15 protein-coding genes and 1 pseudogene are annotated in these 19,558 nt (G+C 68.9%); 7 read left to right on the top strand and 9 right to left on the bottom strand.

Translation table 11 applies throughout. The features are described 5' to 3' along the window. Positions 1-143: 143 nt before the first annotated feature. Positions 144-1,292: an HEXXH motif-containing putative peptide modification protein gene (locus AB0M47_RS05025; RefSeq protein WP_363408553.1), complete on the top strand. Its 1,149-nt coding sequence runs from the start codon at positions 144-146 to the stop codon at positions 1,290-1,292. Positions 1,293-1,354: 62 nt separating this feature from the next. Here AB0M47_RS05025 and fxsT read toward each other — a convergent pair whose 3' ends face one another. Both fxsT and AB0M47_RS05015 read right to left on the bottom strand, forming a co-directional pair. After that, positions 1,355-4,534: an FxSxx-COOH system tetratricopeptide repeat protein gene (fxsT, locus tag AB0M47_RS05020; protein WP_363408550.1), complete on the bottom strand. Its 3,180-nt coding sequence runs from the start codon at positions 4,532-4,534 to the stop codon at positions 1,355-1,357. Further along, the gene (locus tag AB0M47_RS05015) at positions 4,531-4,662 is read right to left on the bottom strand and encodes a hypothetical protein (protein ID WP_363408547.1); all 132 of its coding nucleotides are present in this window, start codon (positions 4,660-4,662) and stop codon (positions 4,531-4,533) included. Before AB0M47_RS05015 ends, fxsT begins: the two co-directional genes overlap by 4 nt. A gap of 438 nt (positions 4,663-5,100) precedes the next feature. Here AB0M47_RS05015 and AB0M47_RS05010 point away from each other — a divergent pair, with 438 nt between their 5' ends. Continuing rightward, on the top strand, positions 5,101-6,357 hold the full coding sequence (locus tag AB0M47_RS05010; RefSeq protein WP_363408544.1) for an ATP-grasp domain-containing protein: 1,257 nt from the start codon (positions 5,101-5,103) through the stop codon (positions 6,355-6,357). Between the two features lie 27 nt (positions 6,358-6,384). Here the strand turns inward: AB0M47_RS05010 and AB0M47_RS05005 are convergent, their stop codons facing one another. Continuing rightward, entirely contained in the window at positions 6,385-7,878 is a 1,494-nt protein-coding gene (locus AB0M47_RS05005; protein ID WP_363408541.1) for a hypothetical protein, read from the bottom strand. A 516-nt stretch (positions 7,879-8,394) separates the two neighbouring features. Between AB0M47_RS05005 and AB0M47_RS05000 the strand changes: the two genes are divergently transcribed. Beyond that, on the top strand, positions 8,395-9,381 hold the full coding sequence (locus AB0M47_RS05000; protein WP_363408538.1) for a carbon-nitrogen hydrolase family protein: 987 nt from the start codon (positions 8,395-8,397) through the stop codon (positions 9,379-9,381). A gap of 106 nt (positions 9,382-9,487) precedes the next feature. On the opposite strand, the gene AB0M47_RS04995 is transcribed toward AB0M47_RS05000, so the two are convergent. Then, positions 9,488-10,594 (bottom strand): hypothetical protein, encoded by a 1,107-nt coding sequence (locus tag AB0M47_RS04995; RefSeq protein WP_363408535.1) that lies wholly within the window; start codon positions 10,592-10,594, stop codon positions 9,488-9,490. Then, a complete protein-coding gene (locus AB0M47_RS04990; protein ID WP_363408532.1) occupies positions 10,591-11,754 on the bottom strand; it encodes a hypothetical protein in 1,164 nt (387 codons plus the stop codon). Before AB0M47_RS04990 ends, AB0M47_RS04995 begins: the two co-directional genes overlap by 4 nt. Positions 11,755-12,317: 563 nt before the next feature. On the opposite strand from AB0M47_RS04990, the gene AB0M47_RS04985 reads away from it, so the two are divergent. Next, positions 12,318-13,100, top strand: a complete 783-nt coding sequence (locus AB0M47_RS04985) for a hypothetical protein (protein WP_363408530.1) — start codon at positions 12,318-12,320, stop codon at positions 13,098-13,100. A 135-nt stretch (positions 13,101-13,235) separates the two neighbouring features. Here the strand turns inward: AB0M47_RS04985 and AB0M47_RS04980 are convergent, their stop codons facing one another. From AB0M47_RS04980 to AB0M47_RS04970, 3 genes are all read right to left on the bottom strand, one after another. Continuing rightward, entirely contained in the window at positions 13,236-13,838 is a 603-nt protein-coding gene (locus tag AB0M47_RS04980) for a tetratricopeptide repeat protein (protein WP_363408527.1), read from the bottom strand. A 51-nt stretch (positions 13,839-13,889) separates the two neighbouring features. Further along, entirely contained in the window at positions 13,890-14,240 is a 351-nt protein-coding gene (locus tag AB0M47_RS04975) for a transposase (protein ID WP_363408657.1), read from the bottom strand. Between the two features lie 297 nt (positions 14,241-14,537). Next, the gene (locus AB0M47_RS04970; protein WP_363408524.1) at positions 14,538-15,218 is read right to left on the bottom strand and encodes a hypothetical protein; all 681 of its coding nucleotides are present in this window, start codon (positions 15,216-15,218) and stop codon (positions 14,538-14,540) included. Between the two features lie 354 nt (positions 15,219-15,572). Between AB0M47_RS04970 and AB0M47_RS04965 the strand changes: the two genes are divergently transcribed. Both AB0M47_RS04965 and AB0M47_RS04960 read left to right on the top strand, forming a co-directional pair. Next, positions 15,573-16,799 (top strand): histidine kinase, encoded by a 1,227-nt coding sequence (locus tag AB0M47_RS04965; protein WP_363408521.1) that lies wholly within the window; start codon positions 15,573-15,575, stop codon positions 16,797-16,799. After that, positions 16,756-17,514, top strand: a complete 759-nt coding sequence (locus AB0M47_RS04960) for a response regulator transcription factor (RefSeq protein WP_363408518.1) — start codon at positions 16,756-16,758, stop codon at positions 17,512-17,514. The genes AB0M47_RS04965 and AB0M47_RS04960 overlap by 44 nt, the downstream gene beginning before the upstream one ends. A 354-nt stretch (positions 17,515-17,868) precedes the next feature. On the opposite strand, the pseudogene AB0M47_RS04955 reads toward AB0M47_RS04960, so the two are convergent. Then, positions 17,869-18,180: pseudogene (locus AB0M47_RS04955) on the bottom strand (transposase); the annotation flags it as partial. Between the two features lie 337 nt (positions 18,181-18,517). On the opposite strand from AB0M47_RS04955, the gene AB0M47_RS04950 reads away from it, so the two are divergent. Then, positions 18,518-19,483 (top strand): IS110 family transposase, encoded by a 966-nt coding sequence (locus AB0M47_RS04950; RefSeq protein WP_363408515.1) that lies wholly within the window; start codon positions 18,518-18,520, stop codon positions 19,481-19,483. Positions 19,484-19,558: the final 75 nt, after the last annotated feature.

The raw sequence follows: 19,558 nt of genomic DNA, 5'->3' as shown, positions 1-19,558 counted from the left end.
CGTGCCGATGACCTGCCACGCGTCTCGCCAGATGTCTCATCGATGCGGTTGCAGGAGCTCCTCGCAGGTTCCAACCCTGAGCTGGACGAGGCGATAGATCAGCTGGTGACGCAGCTGAGCGGGTCGCTGGAGGTGACTTTGGCGTGGCAGAACTTCATGCCCGCACCCATATCCTCGGACGATCTGAGTTCGACCAGCTAGCTTCTGGGCTGGCAGCACCCCGCGTGGTGGAGGCCCTGTGCCGGTCGCGGGTCAGCCGGTCGCTGTTGCTGCTGCGGCGCGTCGCTGCTGGAGCCGGCCGGCCCGACGCGCTGCACCTGCTGTCACAGGCGCACGATCGGGACCGCGAATCGGTCAACGACCTCATGGTGCAACCATCGGTGGCCGGCTGGCTGGCTGCGTGCGTGCGCGGACCGTCGTTGGCCGGCCAGCACAGACTTGCGCCGTTGGCCCTGGCTGCCGCGGTGCGGGCCGGACTCGCGCAGGCGCGGGTCGAGGTTTCACCCGTTCACAGCGCTGTCATGGTGCCTACCTTCGGGTTGTTGGCAGCCGATGAGCCGCGGACGATCGCGCCGCAGGATCTCGCCGGGCCGTCCTGGTACCCGATACGCGTCGTGCGGGCCGGCAGCGGCTCTCGGCGCATCGCCGTGCCGGTGGACGATCTGGATCCGTTCCGCGGCTACCCCGGCGCCGCGCTGTCCCCGCGGCTGTCCGACGACGAGTACGAGCGGCTGCAGAGCCACTTCGTTCAGGCCTGGTCGATGCTGTGCCGGCACAGCCCTGGCCGCGCCGACGAGCTCGCGTGCGGATTGCTGACACTGGTGCCGCTCACCACCGAGGGCATGCTGCAGAGCGCGACCTACGCCGACGCGTTCGGTGCGGTGATGACGACCTTGCCGCGCAGCGGCCTCGAGCTGGTCGAGGTGCTGGTCCACGAGGTCGCCCACAGCAAGCTGGCCGCGGCTCACGCCTTGACGCCGCTGGTGGTGGCAGGGTACGACGGCGCCTATACAGCGCCGTGGATTGCCGGCCCGCGGCCCCTCGATCGGTTGTTGCAGGGCATCTTTGCCTTCGCCTCGGTCAGTCTGGCGTGGCGTGATCTGCGCGCCGACGCGGCGGTCCGCCGGCACGCCACCGAGCAGATGACGATGCGGGCCGAGCAGGTGTCGCAGGCGTTGCGGCAGGTGATCGACGATCCGTCCGGGCTGACCGTGCACGGCTGGCGTTTGGTCCAGCGGCTCGAGTCGACGATGGCGGGCGTGCTCGGGTCTCGGCAGTCCAATGCTGCCTAGCCCGTACGCAACGAGTGGTTCGCCGACCCGCCCGTCTTCCGTAGACGGGCTGCGCCTGGCGGTCAAATCAGCGGCGGTTCCAGCTCGCATTCCAGTCGCCGGTACCGGCGCGCGGCGGACGGCTCGGGATGCCCGACCCCGTAGACCTGCTCCAGCTGTGCGACCGTGCTGCGGTGCAACTGCTCGCCTTCGCTGCGCTGCCCGCAGGCGATCATGTCCAGGGCCAGGTTGTTGGCCGCGTGCAACGTGTACGGGTGATGCTCGCCGCGCAGCCGGGCCGAATGCTGCCAGACGGCCTCGGTGGTGTCCCGGGCCTCGTCGAGCCGGTGGGCGCGCGACAGGTCGCTGCCGTAGTTGACGAAGGCGGACAGCGCGAACGGGTGCTGGGGACCGAGCACCCGGCTCATGTCGGCGATGATCGCCTCGTCGAGGGCCAGCGCGTCCCGGTCGTTGCCCAGGGCGCGGTGGATGACGGCCTCGTTGACGGCGGTGCACAGGGTCAGCCCGTGGTCGGCGCCGTAGATGCTGGTGTAGCCGTCGCGGGCATCGGTGATGAGGGTGAGGGCTTGGGCGGCGTCGCCGGCCGCGCGCAGCGTGTTGGCGAGGGTGACGGTCGCGGCGAGCGTGTGCCCGTGCATCGGGCCGAACCGGGTCGATGCGCTGCGGTAGGTGTCCCGGGCCGCGGTGACGGCGTCGGCGACCCGGCCGGTTTTGCGCAGCATGCTGGCAACCAGGATCTTGGCGCGCAGGACGGCGACGTGCCGGTCGCCGAGCAGGGCGGTCTCTTCCGGCAACGACGACTGTTGTAGTTCGAGGGCGTCCTGGTAGCGGCCGAGCAGCAGCAGATCGCGGGCTTGACCTTCGATCGCGAAGAAGGTCCAGGCGGCGAGTTCACTCAGCGCGGTCCGCGATTGGCGTTCGGCTTCGACGTCCATCTCGTAGGCGGCCTGGAACTCCCCGGCCCAGCGCAGGTTGATGGCGACCGAGTTCATCGCACGCAGCGTCGCCGGGTCGCCGGGCAGGAACGTGTCCAGATGCAGTTGCAGGGTGCGGTCGTCGAGCTCGCGGGCTTCGGCGAACTTGTTGGCGATGCGCAGGTCCGCTGCCACGCCCATGACGGCGCCCATCGTGTATTCGTGGGTTTCGCCGAGGGCGGCCATGCTGCCGTCGAGCGCGCGCCGCGCCCAGAGCGCCGCGTCGCGGTCGCCGAGCGAGCGCAGCGCGTCGGCGTATCGGCGCATCGCCAGCAGGGTCAGCGGGTCCTGCGGGCCGAATCCGCCATCGTCGACGGGCTTGTTCCAGGCGTCGAGGATCTCCGTCGCCAGTTCCGCGCAGCCTTCGAAGTCGCCGGTGTTGAACACGTATCGCAGCTGGTCCATGATGGCCTGGCGGGCGCGCAGGTCACCGTGGATGAGGTCGGCGGCGCGGGCATGGGGCCGCATCTCGGCGTGCCGAGGCCAGGTCGCCCGGTCGTCGGGGTAGCCGGGGTTGGCAGCGGCCAGCAGCCGGCGGGCGTTGTCGAGCGCGTCGTCGTTGCCGGCCGCGCTGAGTTCTTCGCGCAGGACGTATTGGACCAGCCGGTGCACGGTGATCTGGCGGGCGGAGTTGGTCTTGGCCACCCCGAAGCGGACCAGGTCGCGCATGGCGCGGGCGATGTCGTTGCGTTCCTGCAGTGCCGCCCGCAGCGGTTCGGTCGTCTCCGCGCCGCGGCCTTCCCACAGCAGTGCGCTGGAGACCGGGTCGGGGGCCAGGAAGGCGATCATCTCCAGCAGTTGCGCGGCGGCGGGGGATTCCTGCCGCATCCGCGCCACGGCGAGGGTGACGAAGGTGGCCACGGTGTGCGGGTAGTTGCGGGGCCGGCCTTCGGACAGCAGGGTGCGCTTGTGCCGGGCAAACTCGTCGAGGTAGTCGTCGACGGAGCTGAGTGTGGTGACCAGCAGCGCCGCCGCCTGCTCGAGGGCCAGTGGCAGATCGCCGAGCTGTTCGGCGAGCCGTTCTGCTTCGCTGTCGGTCATCTTCGGCCGGTGCCGTTGCAGCAGCTGGGTGCTTTCCAGGCGGGAGAACACGTCGACTTCGACGGTCGGCCCGGACGCGGACCACAGCGGGTTGCGGCTGGTGAACAGCACATGGCCGTGGGCGGTGGGAGTCAGGCCGTCGAGGCTGGCCGGGTCGTCGGCGTTGTCGTAGACCAGCAGCCAGCTCATCGGCGTCGTGCTGGACAGGGCGTCGAGGACTGCGCGGACGGTCTGGTCCATCGCCCCGGAGGTCGGCAAGCCGAGACGCTCGGCCAGCTCGGCCAGGCTCGCCCGGACTGCTGCCGGGTCCTCGGCCTGAATCCACCAAATCAGCTGATATCGATCGACATTGCGATAGGCGTATTCGACGGCGATCTGCGTCTTGCCCACGCCGCCGGCGCCTTGCAGCGCTGCCTCGGGCAGCACCGCGGCGGTGGATCGGTCGGCCAGCGTCTGCTGCAGCTCGCGCAGGATCTCGTCGCGCCCGGTGAAGTAGGTGTTGCGCGGGGGGATGCCGCCGCGGATGGGGGTGAGGGCCGCCGGTGTCTCTTCGATGACAATTCGCTTCACGTTCGACTCCGGTGGATCACGGGGCACATCGCCTTCTTTAACGGGATGGCGGGTATGGGGTGACTGCAGGTGCTCGGTCGTTCTGCGGCGCAGCCCGGTCAGGTTCGTCCCGGCGAATGCCGCCGCGTCGCGCAGCCATTCGTCCAGGCCCGGCTGTTCGTGTGTGGTCGCCGCGAGGATATCGACAATGGCGAGCAAAGGTGGCCCGCTCCATCGCCCGGACGGTTGCCATCCGACACTTTGTACTGCCAGCCCTATCGGCGCAACTTTGGGCGGGTTTCCGAGCACCTGGGTGATGGCCCATTGCAGATCCGCCGACAGTTCGGCCGGCAGCAATTCGATGAGCCGGCGTTCGAACGACCATTCGGTGGCGATCCGTCGCACGTCGCGGGCGGCCTTGGTGCCGTCGTTGAGCGCTTCGATGACGGTGGCCAGCGCCAGAAGGCCGTCGGCCTCGCGTTCGCAGGCGCGCACCAGATCGTGCAGGTCGGTACGCGGGTGGGCGGTCTCGCCGCGGATGCCCAGGGTGCGGCCGAGGATCGATTCGATTTCCTGCCGGTACAGGCTGCGGGCGTTGGAGTCGCCGAGTTGCGGGATCGTCAGCAGAACGTCGACGATGCCCTTCACCCGTGTGGGCGACATGTTGGGCGAGGTCATGCCGTCACCCGGTCGGTGTCGCGGCCGGCGGTCGCGCAGGGCCGGCCGGTGTCGTAGGTCGGTGGCGTGGCGGCAGGTGCCCGCGTCGAGATGGTGCTGCGTGCCTGCCCGTCGTTCACAACGTCCACCCGTGTTCATCCCGGCCCGCGTGCGCGGGGTCGATACCGGCCTACCGGGCTGGGTGCTTCCACGCCATCGGCATACGCCACCTCCATGCGGTGATCGTCGATGGTCTGGATGCCGACGGGCGGGCGCACGCCCGTCTCAGAAGATTAGCATCGTCGATGCGTTACGGCGGCTGTCCGATCGACGGATGTGATCACCGAAAGGGCTATGTCGACTGTCGCCTGTCCTCGCGTGTCGATGGTCGAAATGGTCGCGAGCACCTCGGTTGATCGTATGTGGATGCCGGGAATGCGATCTATCCTCAGGTTCATCTCGCGGTAGGCGTACACATTGTGTGTCAATCCCCGGGTGACTGTCTGGTGCCTGATCCGGCACCGGCTTTATCGTGGTGGTAAGGCCGGTCCGCCGCGGCCGCGGTCGTCCGAACGAAAGGAACGATCATGCTGATCGGGTCGACATTCGTTCAGGTCGGCGCCACGCGTGACGGGCTGGACGCCTACCTCGATGCCGCGCACCGGCGCGGCATGACCGCCGTCCTGGTCGAGACGCCCGACTATCTGCGATGGCGTTCCGCGCTGGGCCGCCGACCTTATGACATAGGCATTGCCGTCGACCAGCCGGCCAACACCGACGCATTGGTCGCCGCATTACGCGACCTACCCGCGCCCGCACTTATCCTCGCCGGATTCGAACGCTATGTCGCGTCGGCCTACGGCGCCGCCGACATCCTCGGCAGCCGGCCCTCGGGGCAGTCGCCGCAGTTTCAGGCACCCTACAAACTGGGACAGCGCAGCGCCGTTAGCCAGACGTGCGCGCAGATCCGCCAGCCGCGCCACGCCACCGTCACCGCATTGGGCGACCTGCAAGCCGCGACGGCGGGCCTGGCCTTCCCGGTCGTGGTCAAGCCCGACAACGGCGGCGGAGGCCTCGGCGTCTACGTGGCATACGAGGCCGCCAATCTGGCCGCCATCCGCACCGTGCTCGAAAGCGTCCGCAACTATGACGGCGGGCCGTTCTCCGGCTGGATCGCCGAGGAATACGTCCCCGGCGTCGAGCTGAGCGTCCAGGCGGTCGCCCGTGACGGCAAAGCCATCATCCTGACGACCTGCGAGAAGCTGACCGCCGTCGAAGCCGAACCCAACGGTGTGGGCAGCTTCCGCGAATCCGGCCACGTCGCCCGGCCCGGCGCGGAAGCCGACCCGTCGCTGTTGTCCTTCGTCGAGGCGTGCCTGGGCGCTGTCGGCTACCGCACCGGCCCGTTCCACATCGACCTCATCCAGACGCCCGACGGCGAGCTGGTCCTGCTCGAGATGGGTTTCCGGCTGTCCGGCATGCGCGTCAGCGAACTCGTCACCGCGGTGTCCGGCCTCGACTGGGCCGAGGAGGCGTTCGCCGCCCACCTGGGAACCGCGCACAACGGAGCCACCGCCCGCTCGGCGGCGAGCTACGCCGGGCAGCTGACCCTGCGGCAACCCTCGGAGGTGCAGGCGGCACAGGCCCTGCCGTCCGCCGGCGGAACCCGGGTCGACTTGCAGCTGTTCACCGCGCCGTCGCTGCCGGACGAGTGGGACGACGTCCTGCCCGTCACGTTGCGCTCCGACATCGGCCGGCACTCCGGTGCGATGGGCCGGGTGGTCGTGTCCGGTGACAACCCGCGGACGGTGACCGAGGTCCTGCACCGCTGCCGGATGCCCTGACCGGCGGCGGCACGCCGGTGTGGCCAGTCACCGGCCGGAGATCGGGCCCGGCGCCGGGCGTGCCGTGGGGGAGTAGCGCGTCAGGACCGTCCCCTTGTGCGGATCGTCGGCCAGGACCAGCCCGATGGGGGTCCGCGGGTGGATCGCCGCCGCCGGTGAGGCGGCCGCCAGCCGTGCCGCATACAGGGTCTGCAGGCTGGCCAGTGGCAGGCCGCTGATCTCGGTCAGCCGGGTGGCGACCTGCGGGCGCACGCCGTCCTGCGCACCCGACAGCAACCGGTGAATGACCTGCGCGTCGGCCGTGAGGTCCGGCGCCTCGGCGGCAAGGAACGTCTCCAGATGCCGGCCACCGCCGGCGAACGGGGAATACGCCATGCACACCAGCTGCGCCTCGGTCAGCCCGAACGCGGCCAGCGCATACCCGTCCATCCGCCGGCGCATGGCCCGCACCCCGTCCGCGGTGGCGTACCGGGCGTGCATGACCTCGACCAGGTGCGGCGGGAATTTCTTGACCCGCATCAGACCGGTCGCGAACTCGACGTACTCGCCGATGCCCGCCGGGTAGCCGGTGCCGAAGATGCGTTCGGCACGCAAACCCCGCAGATGGGCCATCAGCGCCGGGTTGGCGCAGTCGGACTCGGTGAAGCTGAACGCCAGATCGTCGAAGACGAACCCCAGGAACTGTGTCAGCAGATCCCAATGATCGCCGGACTCGTAGGCGGTGTCGGTGTAGATCGAGAAGAACGACGGCGTGCGCAGCTGCCGCAGCGGCGCCCCGCCATCGATGACGCCGCCGTGAATGTCGGCGTAGTACCGCTCGGCGATCGCGTCGGTGGTCTGGACGAACGAGGCGAAGTCGCGCAGGCTCTTCGCGTCGACGCCCAGCTGGCGGGCAAGCCGCCGCACCCACGCCATGTAGGCGCCCTGCTCGCGGGGCGAGTCGCCGGTGATCACCACGTCGACGCCGTCGTCGTGCTCGGCGCCGACCGCGAACGACGACACCATGCTCAGATTGCACGCGTTGCAGAACGTGGGCCGCCCTTCGCCGTAACAGCGATGCCCGGTCATCAGCAGGTCGGTGCGGTTGCGTTCCTGCACCGACCGGGGCAGCGGCAGGTCCTTGTCGAAGACGCTGACGGTGCCGTCGTCGACCAGCAGCAGTTCGGCGTCGGGATCGTCGTACAGGCCCAGCGCCTGGTAGGTGCGGTCGATGTTGGCCATGACCGCGGCCGGCATACCGGCGTGCCGGTTGGTGACCATCCGCAGCTGCAGCCTGCGCCCTAGTTGCTCCCACATGGTCAGCTGCACCAGTCGCACGAAGGCGACCATGTAGGAACTGTCCTTGCCGCCGCCGTAGGCGAGCATGGCCCGCGCCGGACCGGATCGTCCGGTGACGACCTGGCTGAGGACGTGGTCGAGGCGGGCCGCGGCGTGCACTGCCGCGTCGAGGTTGCCCGGCGGCAGGTACCGGCGCAGACCGTCGAGGGTCGACTGCCGCTGCCGGCTCACGGCCTCGTCCATGCCCGCTCCCGTCCCGTGCGCCTCGCCGGCGCGCCCGGACTCGGCGGAAGGCTCCCTACCGGGTACCGATGAACGTCGGGAAAGGCTGGCCACTCGCGCTAATAGCTCATCGTAGGTGAATGGATTCGCTCCGAACATTCCGCTTGAACGATGTCTCAGTGCGCGGACGATATTGGCACGAGTGCTGCCATGAAGCGGCACCCGAAACGCGACTAAATACCACGTGTCGACCGCTGCGGCGTTACGATGAAGATCATGTTTCCATCGAGGCTGGAAACGATCATCTGAGTTCATTCACGCGTGCCCGGAACGCGACTTTCGCTCACGCGGCTCATAAGCCAAGATAGGTGGCTGTTGTGCCGCCGCCGGCATCCGGCGCGGCGATCAAGTGTGCAGGTGCCGACGCAGGGACGACGTCTGAGCGGGTGACGGACCGACGCTCGGCCAACAGTGATGGAATGAGGATACAAGGTCATGCTCCCGCAAGGCCAAGACCAGCAACCAACGACATCGCGAATGATCACCGCTGCCGTGATCCAGATTGGATCATACCTATTCGACACACACCGCACGCTCGACAAGCTCGTCGAGAAGGTGCGCCAAGCCGCCGCCGAGGGCGCCGAGCTGATCGTGCTGCCCGAAGCCATTCTCGGCGGATACCCCAAGGGCCTCAGCTTCGGAGTCCACGTCGGATCCCGATCAGAGGACGGCCGCGAAATGTTCCGCCGCTACCACGAGTCGGCGATCGAGATCCCCGGGCCCGAGACCCAGACGCTGTGCGACCTGTCCACCCAACTCAACGTGCACCTGGTCACCGGCGCAGTCGAACGCCGCGGCGCCACCCTCTACTGCGTCGCGGTGTTCATCAGCCCCGGCGCCGGGGTCACCGGAGTGCATCGCAAACTGATGCCCACCGCCGCCGAGCGGTTCCTCTGGGGCAGCGGCGACGGATCCACCCTGCACGCCCGGAGCATGGGCAACGCCACCGTCGGCGCAGCGATCTGCTGGGAAAACTACATGCCGCTGTTCCGGACGGCGATGTACGCCAAAGGCGTCAACGTCTGGTGCGCCCCCACCGTCGACGACCGCGAGTCGTGGCAGTCCACCATGCGGCACATCGCCGTCGAAGGCCGCTGCTTCGTGCTCAGCGCCTGCCAATACGTCACCCGCGCAGACTTCCCCGACGACGTGACACCCGTGCAGGGCGACGAGCCGGACCGGGTCCTCATCGGCGGCGGCAGCGTCATCATCTCCCCGATGGGCCACATCCTGGCCGAGGCATCGCGGGAGAAGGAACAGATCCTCATCGCCACCCTCGACCTCGACGACATCACCCGGGCACGCTTCGACCTCGACGTCGTCGGGCATTACGCCCGGCCCGACATCTTCGCCCTCACCGTCGACGAACGCGACCACACCCGGCCCAGCCCGCACCCGGCGACCACGGTTGCCGCGCCAGCCCCGCACCTCGTCGGAGCACTCAACGGCGCCGCAAGCCACTGAGCCCGCCGACGCACCCGACTGGGAACGCCGCAGACGACGTTCCCAGTCCCTCACCCGCCCGCCCGCCCGGCGGCGGCCCGGTGCGCTCCGCGCCGGCCACCCGCGCTCAGGCCGGCTGCGGCCAGAACCGATCCACCGCCTGCAACACCCGATCCCGATCACCGTCGCGCGACAGGCCGACGCTGAGCATCATCACCAGCGCATCACGGCCCTGCTCGAAACCCTCACAGGTGCGCACCAACTGGAACAGGCTCCACCGCGGAACGTCACTGTAGGCCACCGCGCCGCGGATCGCCGTCGGCAGCAACCCCATCAGGAACTGCTGCTGCGGCACCCCCGCCAACTCGTCAGCCTCCAACATCACATCCACCAGCGCCTTCACCGCGGCCAAACCCAACCGCCCGCCACCGGCGCCGGCTGGCGTCAAACCGAACACGGCGCCGTCCTCCGCCGGCGTGCGCCGCCACAGATATGGCGGGCTCTGCTGCGTGACGCCCGCGGCGCGCAACTGCGCGAACCGCTCATCAAGTCGCCGAGCCAGCTCACCAGCATCCGGCGGCCACGACGCATCCGGGCTCGACAGCAACCCCAGCAACTCCGCTGAGAACAGACCCGCCCGCCGCCGGGTGTCGTTCACCGCGACCTCACCAGCCGAGGCGGCCAGCAGAACATGCTGCCGGCGATCGGGCATCACCACCGGGCTGCTCGGCAGCACCTGGTGCGGCAACGTGTTCAGCAACGCCAGCTCCGACGTCAAGTTCTGGCACGCGTCCACGACCAGGAACTGCCGCGGATAGCCCGGAAAGTAGGCGGTCATCAGGCTGGCGCACACAGCGTCGAAATCCAGGTTGCGCTTGTCGGCAGCCGAAGCGTCCGCATAGAACAGCCGCCGCGTCCGGTCGGCGTCGACCGCACCGTGACCACCCCAGAACACCAGCAGCGCATCCGCCCGGCCCGCCGGCAGCACCCGGGAGAACACGTCGTACACCGCTGCCTGCGTCGCGGGCACCACCGGCAAACCCAGGCCGTCGATCAGCGCCTGGTTCCCCGGCAACGGCGAAGCCACCAGCGTGATCGCCTCATCCGGCACTCCCCGCGCGCGCAGCCACGCCACATACCGGGCGGCGTCGGAAGCCGGCCCGTCCAACGGGCGCAGCGCCGGGCTGGCCCGGTAGTCCTCCACCGCCACGACCACCGCCCGGGCATCGATCACCGGCTCACCGCCGCGCAGACGCTGGCCACCACCGCATACAGCTGCGGATTGGCGAAATAGGCGCTGTGGGAGCGGGGAAACGGCACCTGGTTGTCCACCCGCACATCCCGGACCCGGTCGCCGAAGATCGGCTCCGCCAGGAAGGCGAGGAAGTCCCGCGGATCGAACACATTGATCCACGGCACCGGAAAGGTGTCCGGCAGCGCCGCCCCCGGTGGCAGGCCCGGCAAAGCACCCAGCTCATGCAGGAAGCCGGCCTGCGACCCGACCGTGATCAGACCACGCAGGTTGGCCGGCACGTCAGCGATCAGCAGATCCACGCAGGCGATGCCGCCGAGACTGTGCGCCAGCAGCACCACGTCATCGTTGACCTGCCGCACCGTCGCGGCGATGTGCTCCCGAATCGCGCGACCACGAGCCAGATACAGCATCACATCACCCGACGCCGGACTGGCCGCCGACGTCATCAGCGCACGCCGGCGCTCCACCCAGCCGACCGCGCCGATCACCTCGGCCAGCCGCAGCCCCGACCGCGCCAGCAGCGCACCCACACCGCGACCGTCGACGGCCAGCGCCTCCAGAATCCGGGCGACCACCAGATCCCGCTGCTGCCCGGTCACCGGGAACAGCCCCTGCGACTGCTCGTCAGCCCGGCTCAACGCCTGCGCCGTCACCGCATTCGCCAGCGCGGCGCCGAGCACATCCGGCGGCGCTGCCGACGCCAACGCCGTCACCGCTTCCGGCGCACCGAGCACCGCCACCACGGCCCCGGCGAAGACATCGGCCAGGCCGGCGGCTCGCACCGCCGCATCGACCACCGGATCGGCAGGCAAGCCCAGCGCGGCGTCGCGCAGCCGCCGACCGGACGGCACCCGGTCCGCAGGCTGCTCCGGCACCCGAACGCCCGGCGATCCCGACAGCAGCCGCAGCTCATACAACGGATCCAGTTCCAGCAAGACCCACAGATCAGCCTCGCGATCCGGGCCCCGCGTCGCAGCGGTCTGCGGAATGCTCGCCCCCGCCGACGACAGCTGCGCACCATGCGGCTCGCCCCAGTAGCACGGCGCCGCCGCCACACCCGGGGCGTCGCGCGCCACGCCGTCTTGGACCAGCCGCAGGGTGGTGTCGAAGCTGGCACGGCGAACCCCTGTGCCATGCACAAAGATCAACGTTGTCATAGAGCCGCCAACCATCCGCTGATGTCGATCGACTCACGGTAGCCAATCGGATCGACGATGGCCTACGTCGGCAATGCGACAAACCCACCGCGTCGGCTGACTGCGCTGACGCACGCAATCGGCGCCTTCGCCGGCTCGCTTGACCGCTGTCAGCCGACAGCTCGACGTACGCAGGCGCGCACGCCGCATCCTGCACACGATCGACGGGTCGGGAAGGGCGGGCTGGCTGTGCGGAGGCAATCCGTCGCGGGCACCGCGGCGGTGTCTCGATTTGCCATGGAAACCACGGAGAGCATCCGTTACGCAAATGATCCCGGCTCCGGGGAACCCGACTTCGCCCGCTCAGCAGCACATCCGGACGATGGCATCGGGCGGTCGACAACCGTCGCCGATCCGGCGAAGATCACTCTGTGACGGTAACCGCGAGTCGCGAGCTGATCAGGCGGATCGTCCTCGACTACGGATTCTGGGACGGCTACCTTCACCGCCCCTAGGAATCCTTCGACCTTGACGATCCGCCCGAACGCGCGACGGAGCTGGCGCTCTTGACCGCTGGCGAGATGTCGTTGGAGGTTCGGGTACTGCAGAACCCGAACCTGATGACGCTCCTCCTTCGCCAAGGCGGTGAACTGCTGCCCGAGCTGGGCTATGACGACGACTGCGCGCAGTTTCTTCCCTGGACGCTCCGATGGGTCGAGCTGGAGTCCATCGCTCGGCTCGCGGCCCTGCGCGACGCGCGGCTACGCCATCCGGGTGCGTTGCTTGCGCTGTTGTCCTGCTTCACCCCGCTGACCACCGACGAGGAGATTCGCGCTGCCCGGCCGATGCTCGCCGCCGCGCTGAACCTGCTCAGCGAAGGACCGCCGGCGCCGGAGCCGCGGTTCGGCCCGAACTTGCCCGACCGGCTGGCGTATCAGCTGGATCACTGGGATCAGCGTGAGAACTATCGATGGATTATCGCCGCCGAGGGCTGGACTCTTGCCGACGCCAACGACGACGGGTGGTGGCCTTTGAGTATCCGCAGTCGTGACAGTCTCGAGTTCCCGTTCCAGCAGTGGGCAACGTTCATGAACGACGTCGTGGCTGCCTACCGCACGCACGTCGACCCGGCCTGGCGGTCGCTGCCCGTTCTCCGAACCGCCACCCTCACTGCAGACGACATAGATCTTGTCGACCTGGCCGATCAGCTGGCGACTGCCGGATGCGACCACCCAGTCATCCTGCGCGCCTTGCGTGATCCCCACGACCCGCTGGAGTCCGAGTGGGTTCTGGAACTCCTCCGCGGCCAGGAGCCGGGATCACGTCTCGACAACCATCTCGTCGAGTAGGAAGCGGCCAAGCACAGGTCTCGGTATGAGCGGATGTCGGCGCTCACGTAATCGCCCACGCAGCGCGGTTTGCGCTCAAGTGAGTCTGGCGCTCATGTAGTTCGGCGCCGCCGCAGATTTGGCGATCGGGCTCGGTCAGTGAGTGCTGGCGGGTGTCACTTCGGTTTCGCGAAGTTCCTGGACCATGGTGTCGATGTGATCTATGGGTAGGTCGAGGGCTTGGCGTGCCCGGTAGCGTCCTCGGGCGAGGATTTCGAGGTCGAAGTCGTGGCGGAGATCTTCGACGTTGAGGTCGGTGAGGTGTCCGAGCTGTTCGACGAGGCCGGCGGTGAACCAGCGAGCGGCTTGCTGCTGGTAGCCATGCTCGGCGAGGGCTTCGCCGATGACGCTGAACAGGTCGGGGTCTTCGGGGTGCAGCTTGCGGGCCTCGGCGATCATGGCGAAGGCTTCGGGGTGACGTTGCCGGTCGAGCAGGAAGGACGCGTAGTACGCCTGAACGCTGCCAGGTTCGGCGTCTTCGATGTCGAGCGCTTCGCGAAACGTGTGGTCGGCCAGGTCGTGGTCACCGACGATGGCGTAATACTCGGCCGCCTGGCATAGGGCGTCGGCGCGTTCGGCGCATTGGTGGCCTTCGTGGGCGCGGGTGAGCGCGTCGGCGTGCGCGCGCCGTTCGGCGTGGGTCATCGGGACGAAGCCGTCGTCTCCGGGTTGCGGCTCGTGGTGGTGTTTGCGCGCCATGCTGGTCAGCCTATCGATGCCACCGGGTGGCTCTGGTCACCCCGGGGTGTGTCAGTTCGCGAGCAGCACTCGCTTGCGTGGCAGGTCGAAGCTGGCGCGACCGTACATCTGTCTCTTGATCATTTTGATTCGGTTGACGTGTCCTTCGACCCGGCCGGCGCTCCACGGCAGCGTCAAGCCCGCGGTGACCGCGGCCAGATCGCGCTGCAGCCCGCCGGCGAACGAGTGCAGCGGCGGTAGGTCGTCGGCGAGCACACTGGTGATCCACTGCGGCAGGTGCTGGCCGGTCAGGTTCTTCATCATCTTGGCGAACTCGCGCACGTGCCCGGCGACCGCGGCCAAAGCCGGACTGCGGTCGAGGATCGGTCGGAGCCGGTCGCGGTGATCGGCGACCGGGGTGATCCGGGTCGGTAACGCTGCAGCTGGCCGCCTGCCAAGGCTTGATCACGCCGGACATCGAGCTGGGCGTGGGCCAGCCGGACCGCGGCCGACGTGACGTCCCCGCCCGCCATCAGCTATCCCGCCGCGGACCGTGCGGCGGCCTCAAGGCGGGCGCGCGCCCGCCGCTACTACCGAGACCGCCCACTGCCGCTCGCCTCGAACTCGGAGCGCGGCATCCGCAATCGCACCCCCGGCGCCGCGGGCAGCGAACGCCCCAAGCGTTGCGGCGACCACAGCTGCCCTCGGTGCCGGTTCCCATCATCCCTCCTCATCGGAGGTCGATGCGTCGTCAGGACGGTCAGCTGTTCGAGCGCGCACCAGCCGTACGCCGGTCGCAAGCAGCCACACGAGCCAGGCGGCGTAGCCGGGCATCCCCACGAAAAGGAGCCCTGAACCGTCCGCGATCGCGAGGTTGGCCGCCCCGGCGGCGAGCAGCAGGCCTCCCCCGGCCACTGCGAGCAGACGCTGCCACGGCGGCGTCAGCTCGCTCGCATGCGCCGCCAGCGCAGCGCCGATGAATGTCGTGCCGAGCGCCGGCAGCGCCAACGCGAAGGCTGCTGCATGCAATCGCCAGGCGAGCTCGAACTCCGGGCTCGGCTCGGCGAGCTCGCCGGCGGACAGCACGACACCGTTCCACAGGACGGCGTAGAGCGCAAAGACTGCCGAGACGGTCGCGCCTGCGGCTACCGCGAGGCGCGACCAGTCTGCGCCCGCACGCCCGCGGCGCTCGACGAGCGTATGGAGACCGGTCAGGAACCCGAGCAGCAGCGGCAGGTTCAGCGCCTCCAGGCCGACCGCGATCGCGACCGCGACCCGGTGCTCCGCGTGGAAGGTGAGCACCTCCTTGATCGGGTCTCCGTAGTCTGGCGCTCCGGCCCAGACCACCACCGCGTTCTGGATCGCCACCGACGCTGCCAACGCGATCGCCGTCGCGCCCACGACCCGCTCTCGGAGCGCTCGGGTCGGGGTAGGGCCCATCGTTGCCGCTGCTGCGCTCACGGGCACGTGCAGGGATTCCAGCGCGGTGGCGGGGTTATGCGGTGATCTCATCTCTCACTCCTTCGTTGCGGTCGGATGATCGGTGCAACACCACGTCATTCGTTGGCGCAGGAATGGTCGGAATTGGTTTCGGAGTCTTCTTTGGCTGTCCGTTCCGTTGACGTGGAACAGATTGCTGGAGCGGCCGGATACACCGCTACGAGCCAAGGTCGATGGTGGTGGGCCGAAGGTCTACACCGCGGGATCGACTTTGGTCGGATGCCGTGGGGCCCGACCCGGCCGTACCCTTTGATCATGGTGGTCCCGGCGCCCCCGCAGGATCGGAGCCCGCTACCGGCGGGCGTGAGCAGCGATGCTGACCACGATCCGGTACGCCCAGCCGGGCGCACGATCCGCGGCCGGGTGGTCGACGCCGCGTGTTTCCTGCTGGCCGTCGGCCTCACGGTGCTCGTCCTGGGCGACGGCCTCACGCAGCACATCGCGCCGGTCCCGCTCACTGTCGACCTCGTCCTCGGCGGTCTGTGCAGTCTGGGGGTGTGGCTGCGCCGGCGCTGGCCAGTCGGCCTCGCCGTGGTCGCCGGTGTGGTCGGCGTCTACGCGACCTCAGCGGCGGGCGCGGCGATCATCGCGCTGTTCACCGTCGCGGTGCACCGGCGCTTCGCGGTGGTCGCCCCGATCGTGGCTGGGTACGCGCTCGTCCCGTTCCTGACGCTGCTGGTTCGGCCCGACGTCCCAGTCGGGTCCCCGTCGGAGATCGTGCTGGGCGTCGTCTTCGCGGCCGCGGTACTCGCCTGGGGGATGTTTATACGGGCCAGACGCCAATCGCTGCGGGAGCGGGCTGGGCGCATCGAGGCCGAACAGGAACTGCGCGTCGCCGAAGCCCGCCAGGGCGAACGCAACCGTATCGCCCGGGAGATGCACGACGTGCTCGCCCACCGCCTGTCCCTGCTGAGCCTGCACGCCGGGGCGCTGGAGCTACGCCCCGACGCCGCGCCCGAGGAGGTCGCCCGTGCCGCCGGGGTGGTCCGCGACAGCGCCTACCAGGCGCTGGAGGACCTTCGGGAGGTGATCGGCGTCCTCCGCACCAATGTCGACCGGTCCGACCAGACGCCGGAACGGCCGCAGCCCACCCTGGCCGACCTCCCTGACCTCGTCGACCAATCGCGGCGCGCCGGGATGCGGGTACGGCTCGACTGGCAGACCGACGCGCTCTCCACCGTACCGGCTGGTGTGGGACGCAGCGCGTACCGGATCGTGCAGGAAGGGCTGACCAACGCCCGCAAGCACGCCCCCGACCGCGAGGTGGCCGTCACCGTCCGGGCAACCCCGGGCGACGGCGTAACCGTCGAGATCCGCAACCCGTACCCGGCCGCGAACAGCCCTGCCGGCATCCCCGGCGCCGGCATCGGCCTCATCGGGCTCACCGAGCGGGCCGCCCTCGCTGGCGGACGCCTCGAACACGGCCTCACCCCCGCCGGTGACTTCCGGCTCAGGGCCTGGCTACCGTGGCCTACCCTCTGATCGCGGTCGGAACCGGCCTCCGGCCCAGGTGAGCACGGACAAGGAGCCCAACGTGAACGCACCGGTGCGGGTCCTCATCGTCGACGACGACCCGCTCGTGCGGGCCGGCCTCACCATGGTCATCGGCGGCTCGCCGGACATCGCCGTGGTGGGCGAGGCCGGCGACGGAAGCGAAGTAGCCGCCGCCGTCGACGCATACGCCCCGGACGTGGTGCTGATGGACATCCGCATGGCCACCCTCGACGGCCTCGCCGCCACCGAACGACTCCGCGCCCGACCCGACCCACCCGAGGTCATCGTCCTGACCACCTTCGACGCTGACGAGTACGTCCTGCGCGCCCTGCGCGCCGGGGCCAGCGGCTTCCTGCTCAAACACACGCCACCCGCCGAGATCCTGCGCGCCATCGCGCGGGTTGCAGCCGGCGAACCCATCCTGTCGCCGACCGTCACCCGACGGCTCATCGCCCACCTCAGCAACACCGGCGCCGCCGCCCGACAACAGCACGCCACCACCGCGCTGCATCAGCTCAGCGAACGCGAACGCGAGGTGGCCATCGCCGTCGGGCGGGGCAAGTCCAACGCCGAGATCGCGGGCGAGCTGTTCATGAGCGTGGCCACCGTGAAAGCCCACATTTCCCGCATACTTACCAAACTCGATCTCAACAACCGTACCCAGGTCGCCCTACTCGCCCACGACGCCGGCCTCACCGGATGACACCGGAAACCTTCTGCCCCCCGCCCGCACCCAGCGTGGGCAGGCGAGCCGGCCAACCCCTCACCGCCAGACAGCTCAGACGGGGGCCATCGATCACTTGCTATTGCCCAACTCCGCACAACGACATGAGCGGACGTCGCGCCCAGAATCGCCGTCGGCAGCGTCCGGAGTCGTCGGTGACGCGCAGGGGAGCAGGGGGAGGTAGGTGCCCGACCCACCGGTCGCCATCTTGCGACCCATATTTGATCATGATGGTCCGGGGTGAATTAGCAGGTCAACGGCGACGGCCAGGCGTCCCGATGGGGAGTCCCAATGACAGCAAGCTAAGGCCCTGCTGACGGATGGTGGGTAGTGGAAGTCGCGGCCGTCGCGCTGCGAGGCCCAGATGACGTCAACCAGCCGTCGGGCCAGGGCGATCAACGCCTGGGTGTGGATCTTTCCCTCGGCTCGTTTGCGCTGGTAGTAGCTGCGCGACGGTCCGTCGGGGCGGATGGCCGACAATGCCGCCGTGTAGAAGACACGGCGCAGGCCGCGGTGGTAGCGCCTGGGTCGGTGCAGGTTGCCACGCACGCGTCCGCAGTCGTGGGGTACCGGCGCCAGCCCGGCGTAGGCCGCGAGGCGGCTGGAGGTACAGAACACCTCGCGCAGGTCGCCGCCGGTGGCGGCAAAGAGTGGGACTATCTCGTTAACGGCTCCTCTCTTGTCAACCGGCAGCGAGCAGAGAGGTCTCCAACTTGTTGAATGGGTGGACGGAGATCGGGTCTGCAGCCATGATCTGCGAGGTTGTGGCCGGGGTCGCTCGGGAAACACCTGCCGCCTGCGGGCTGGCTTTCTAACGGCTTGCGTCCCGGCCACAACCGCCGGCGGGAGTGGCTCGAGAGAGGTCTGCCGAGCTGTAAGTTGGTCTGCCCTCCCACCAGATATCCGCAATGGCCGTCTGGAAGGGATCCGGCTCATGTCATCTATCGCCCCAACTGTCACAGCAGCATCCGACGATGAAGTGATGATCGGGGTCGATCCCCACAAGGCATCCTGGACCGCCGTGGCGGTCGATGGACGCCACCAGCCGCTCGCGGCGATTCGAGTGGACGTCAGCCGGGATGGTTATCGGCGGCTGCGTCGCTTCGCCCATCGCTTTCCGCAAGCACGTTGGGCGATCGAGGGAGCCCGCGGACTGGGCGCCCCACTGACTGAGCGGCTGCGCGCCGACGGGGTCGAGGTTCTCGACGTGCCAGCGAAGCTCGCGCGCAAGGTGCGGATGCTGTCCACCGGCCACGGCCGCAAGTCCGACGAGGCCGACGCGTTGTCTGTCGCCGTAGCGGCGTTGACCGCGCACCGGCTCACCACTGCTGAGATCGACGAGGCCATCGCCGCTCTGCGGGCGCTCATCGAACATCGCGACGACCTCGTACGCACGCGTACGCAGACGACCAACCGGCTGCACGCCGTGCTGACCCAGCTCATCCCGGCCGGACACCGTCGCGGGCTGACAGCTGACGGCGCTACCCGCGCCTTGCGCAGCATTCGACCACGCGCGACGCTCGGTCGGACACTGCGGCGGTTGGCCGTCGAGCTTGTGGCCGACCTGCGCCGCCTCGATCGGCGGATCGAGGCCGTGACTGAGGAACTCGGCACAGCCGTAGAAGCATCAGGCTCGACACTGACCAATGTGTATCGTGTCGGACCGGTCGTGGCCGCGAAGCTACTTGCCCGGGCCGGATCGATGAGCCGATTTCGGTCCGCCGACGCGTTCGCCTCTTACGCGGGGGTCGCCCCCATCGAAGTCTCCCCGGGCGATGTTGTTCGACACCGCCTATCGCGGGCCGGCGACCGGCAACTCAACTACGCCCTGCACCTCATCGCGATCACCCAGATTCGGCGAGAAACTGCCGGCAAGACGTACTACGAAGGCAAGCGAGCTGCCGGGAAGAGCCACAAGGAAGCCCTTAGATTGTCAGCGCTCACGTAATTCCCCACGCAGCGCGGTTCGCGTTCAGGTAATTGGCCTGTGTGAGGTCTCAGGAGTTATTTGGCCGTCTGTACA

The sequence above is a fragment of the Hamadaea sp. NPDC051192 genome (genome assembly GCF_040682475.1).
Classification (GTDB): domain Bacteria; phylum Actinomycetota; class Actinomycetes; order Mycobacteriales; family Micromonosporaceae; genus Hamadaea; species Hamadaea flava.
This window is presented reverse-complemented; position numbering and strand designations above follow the sequence as displayed.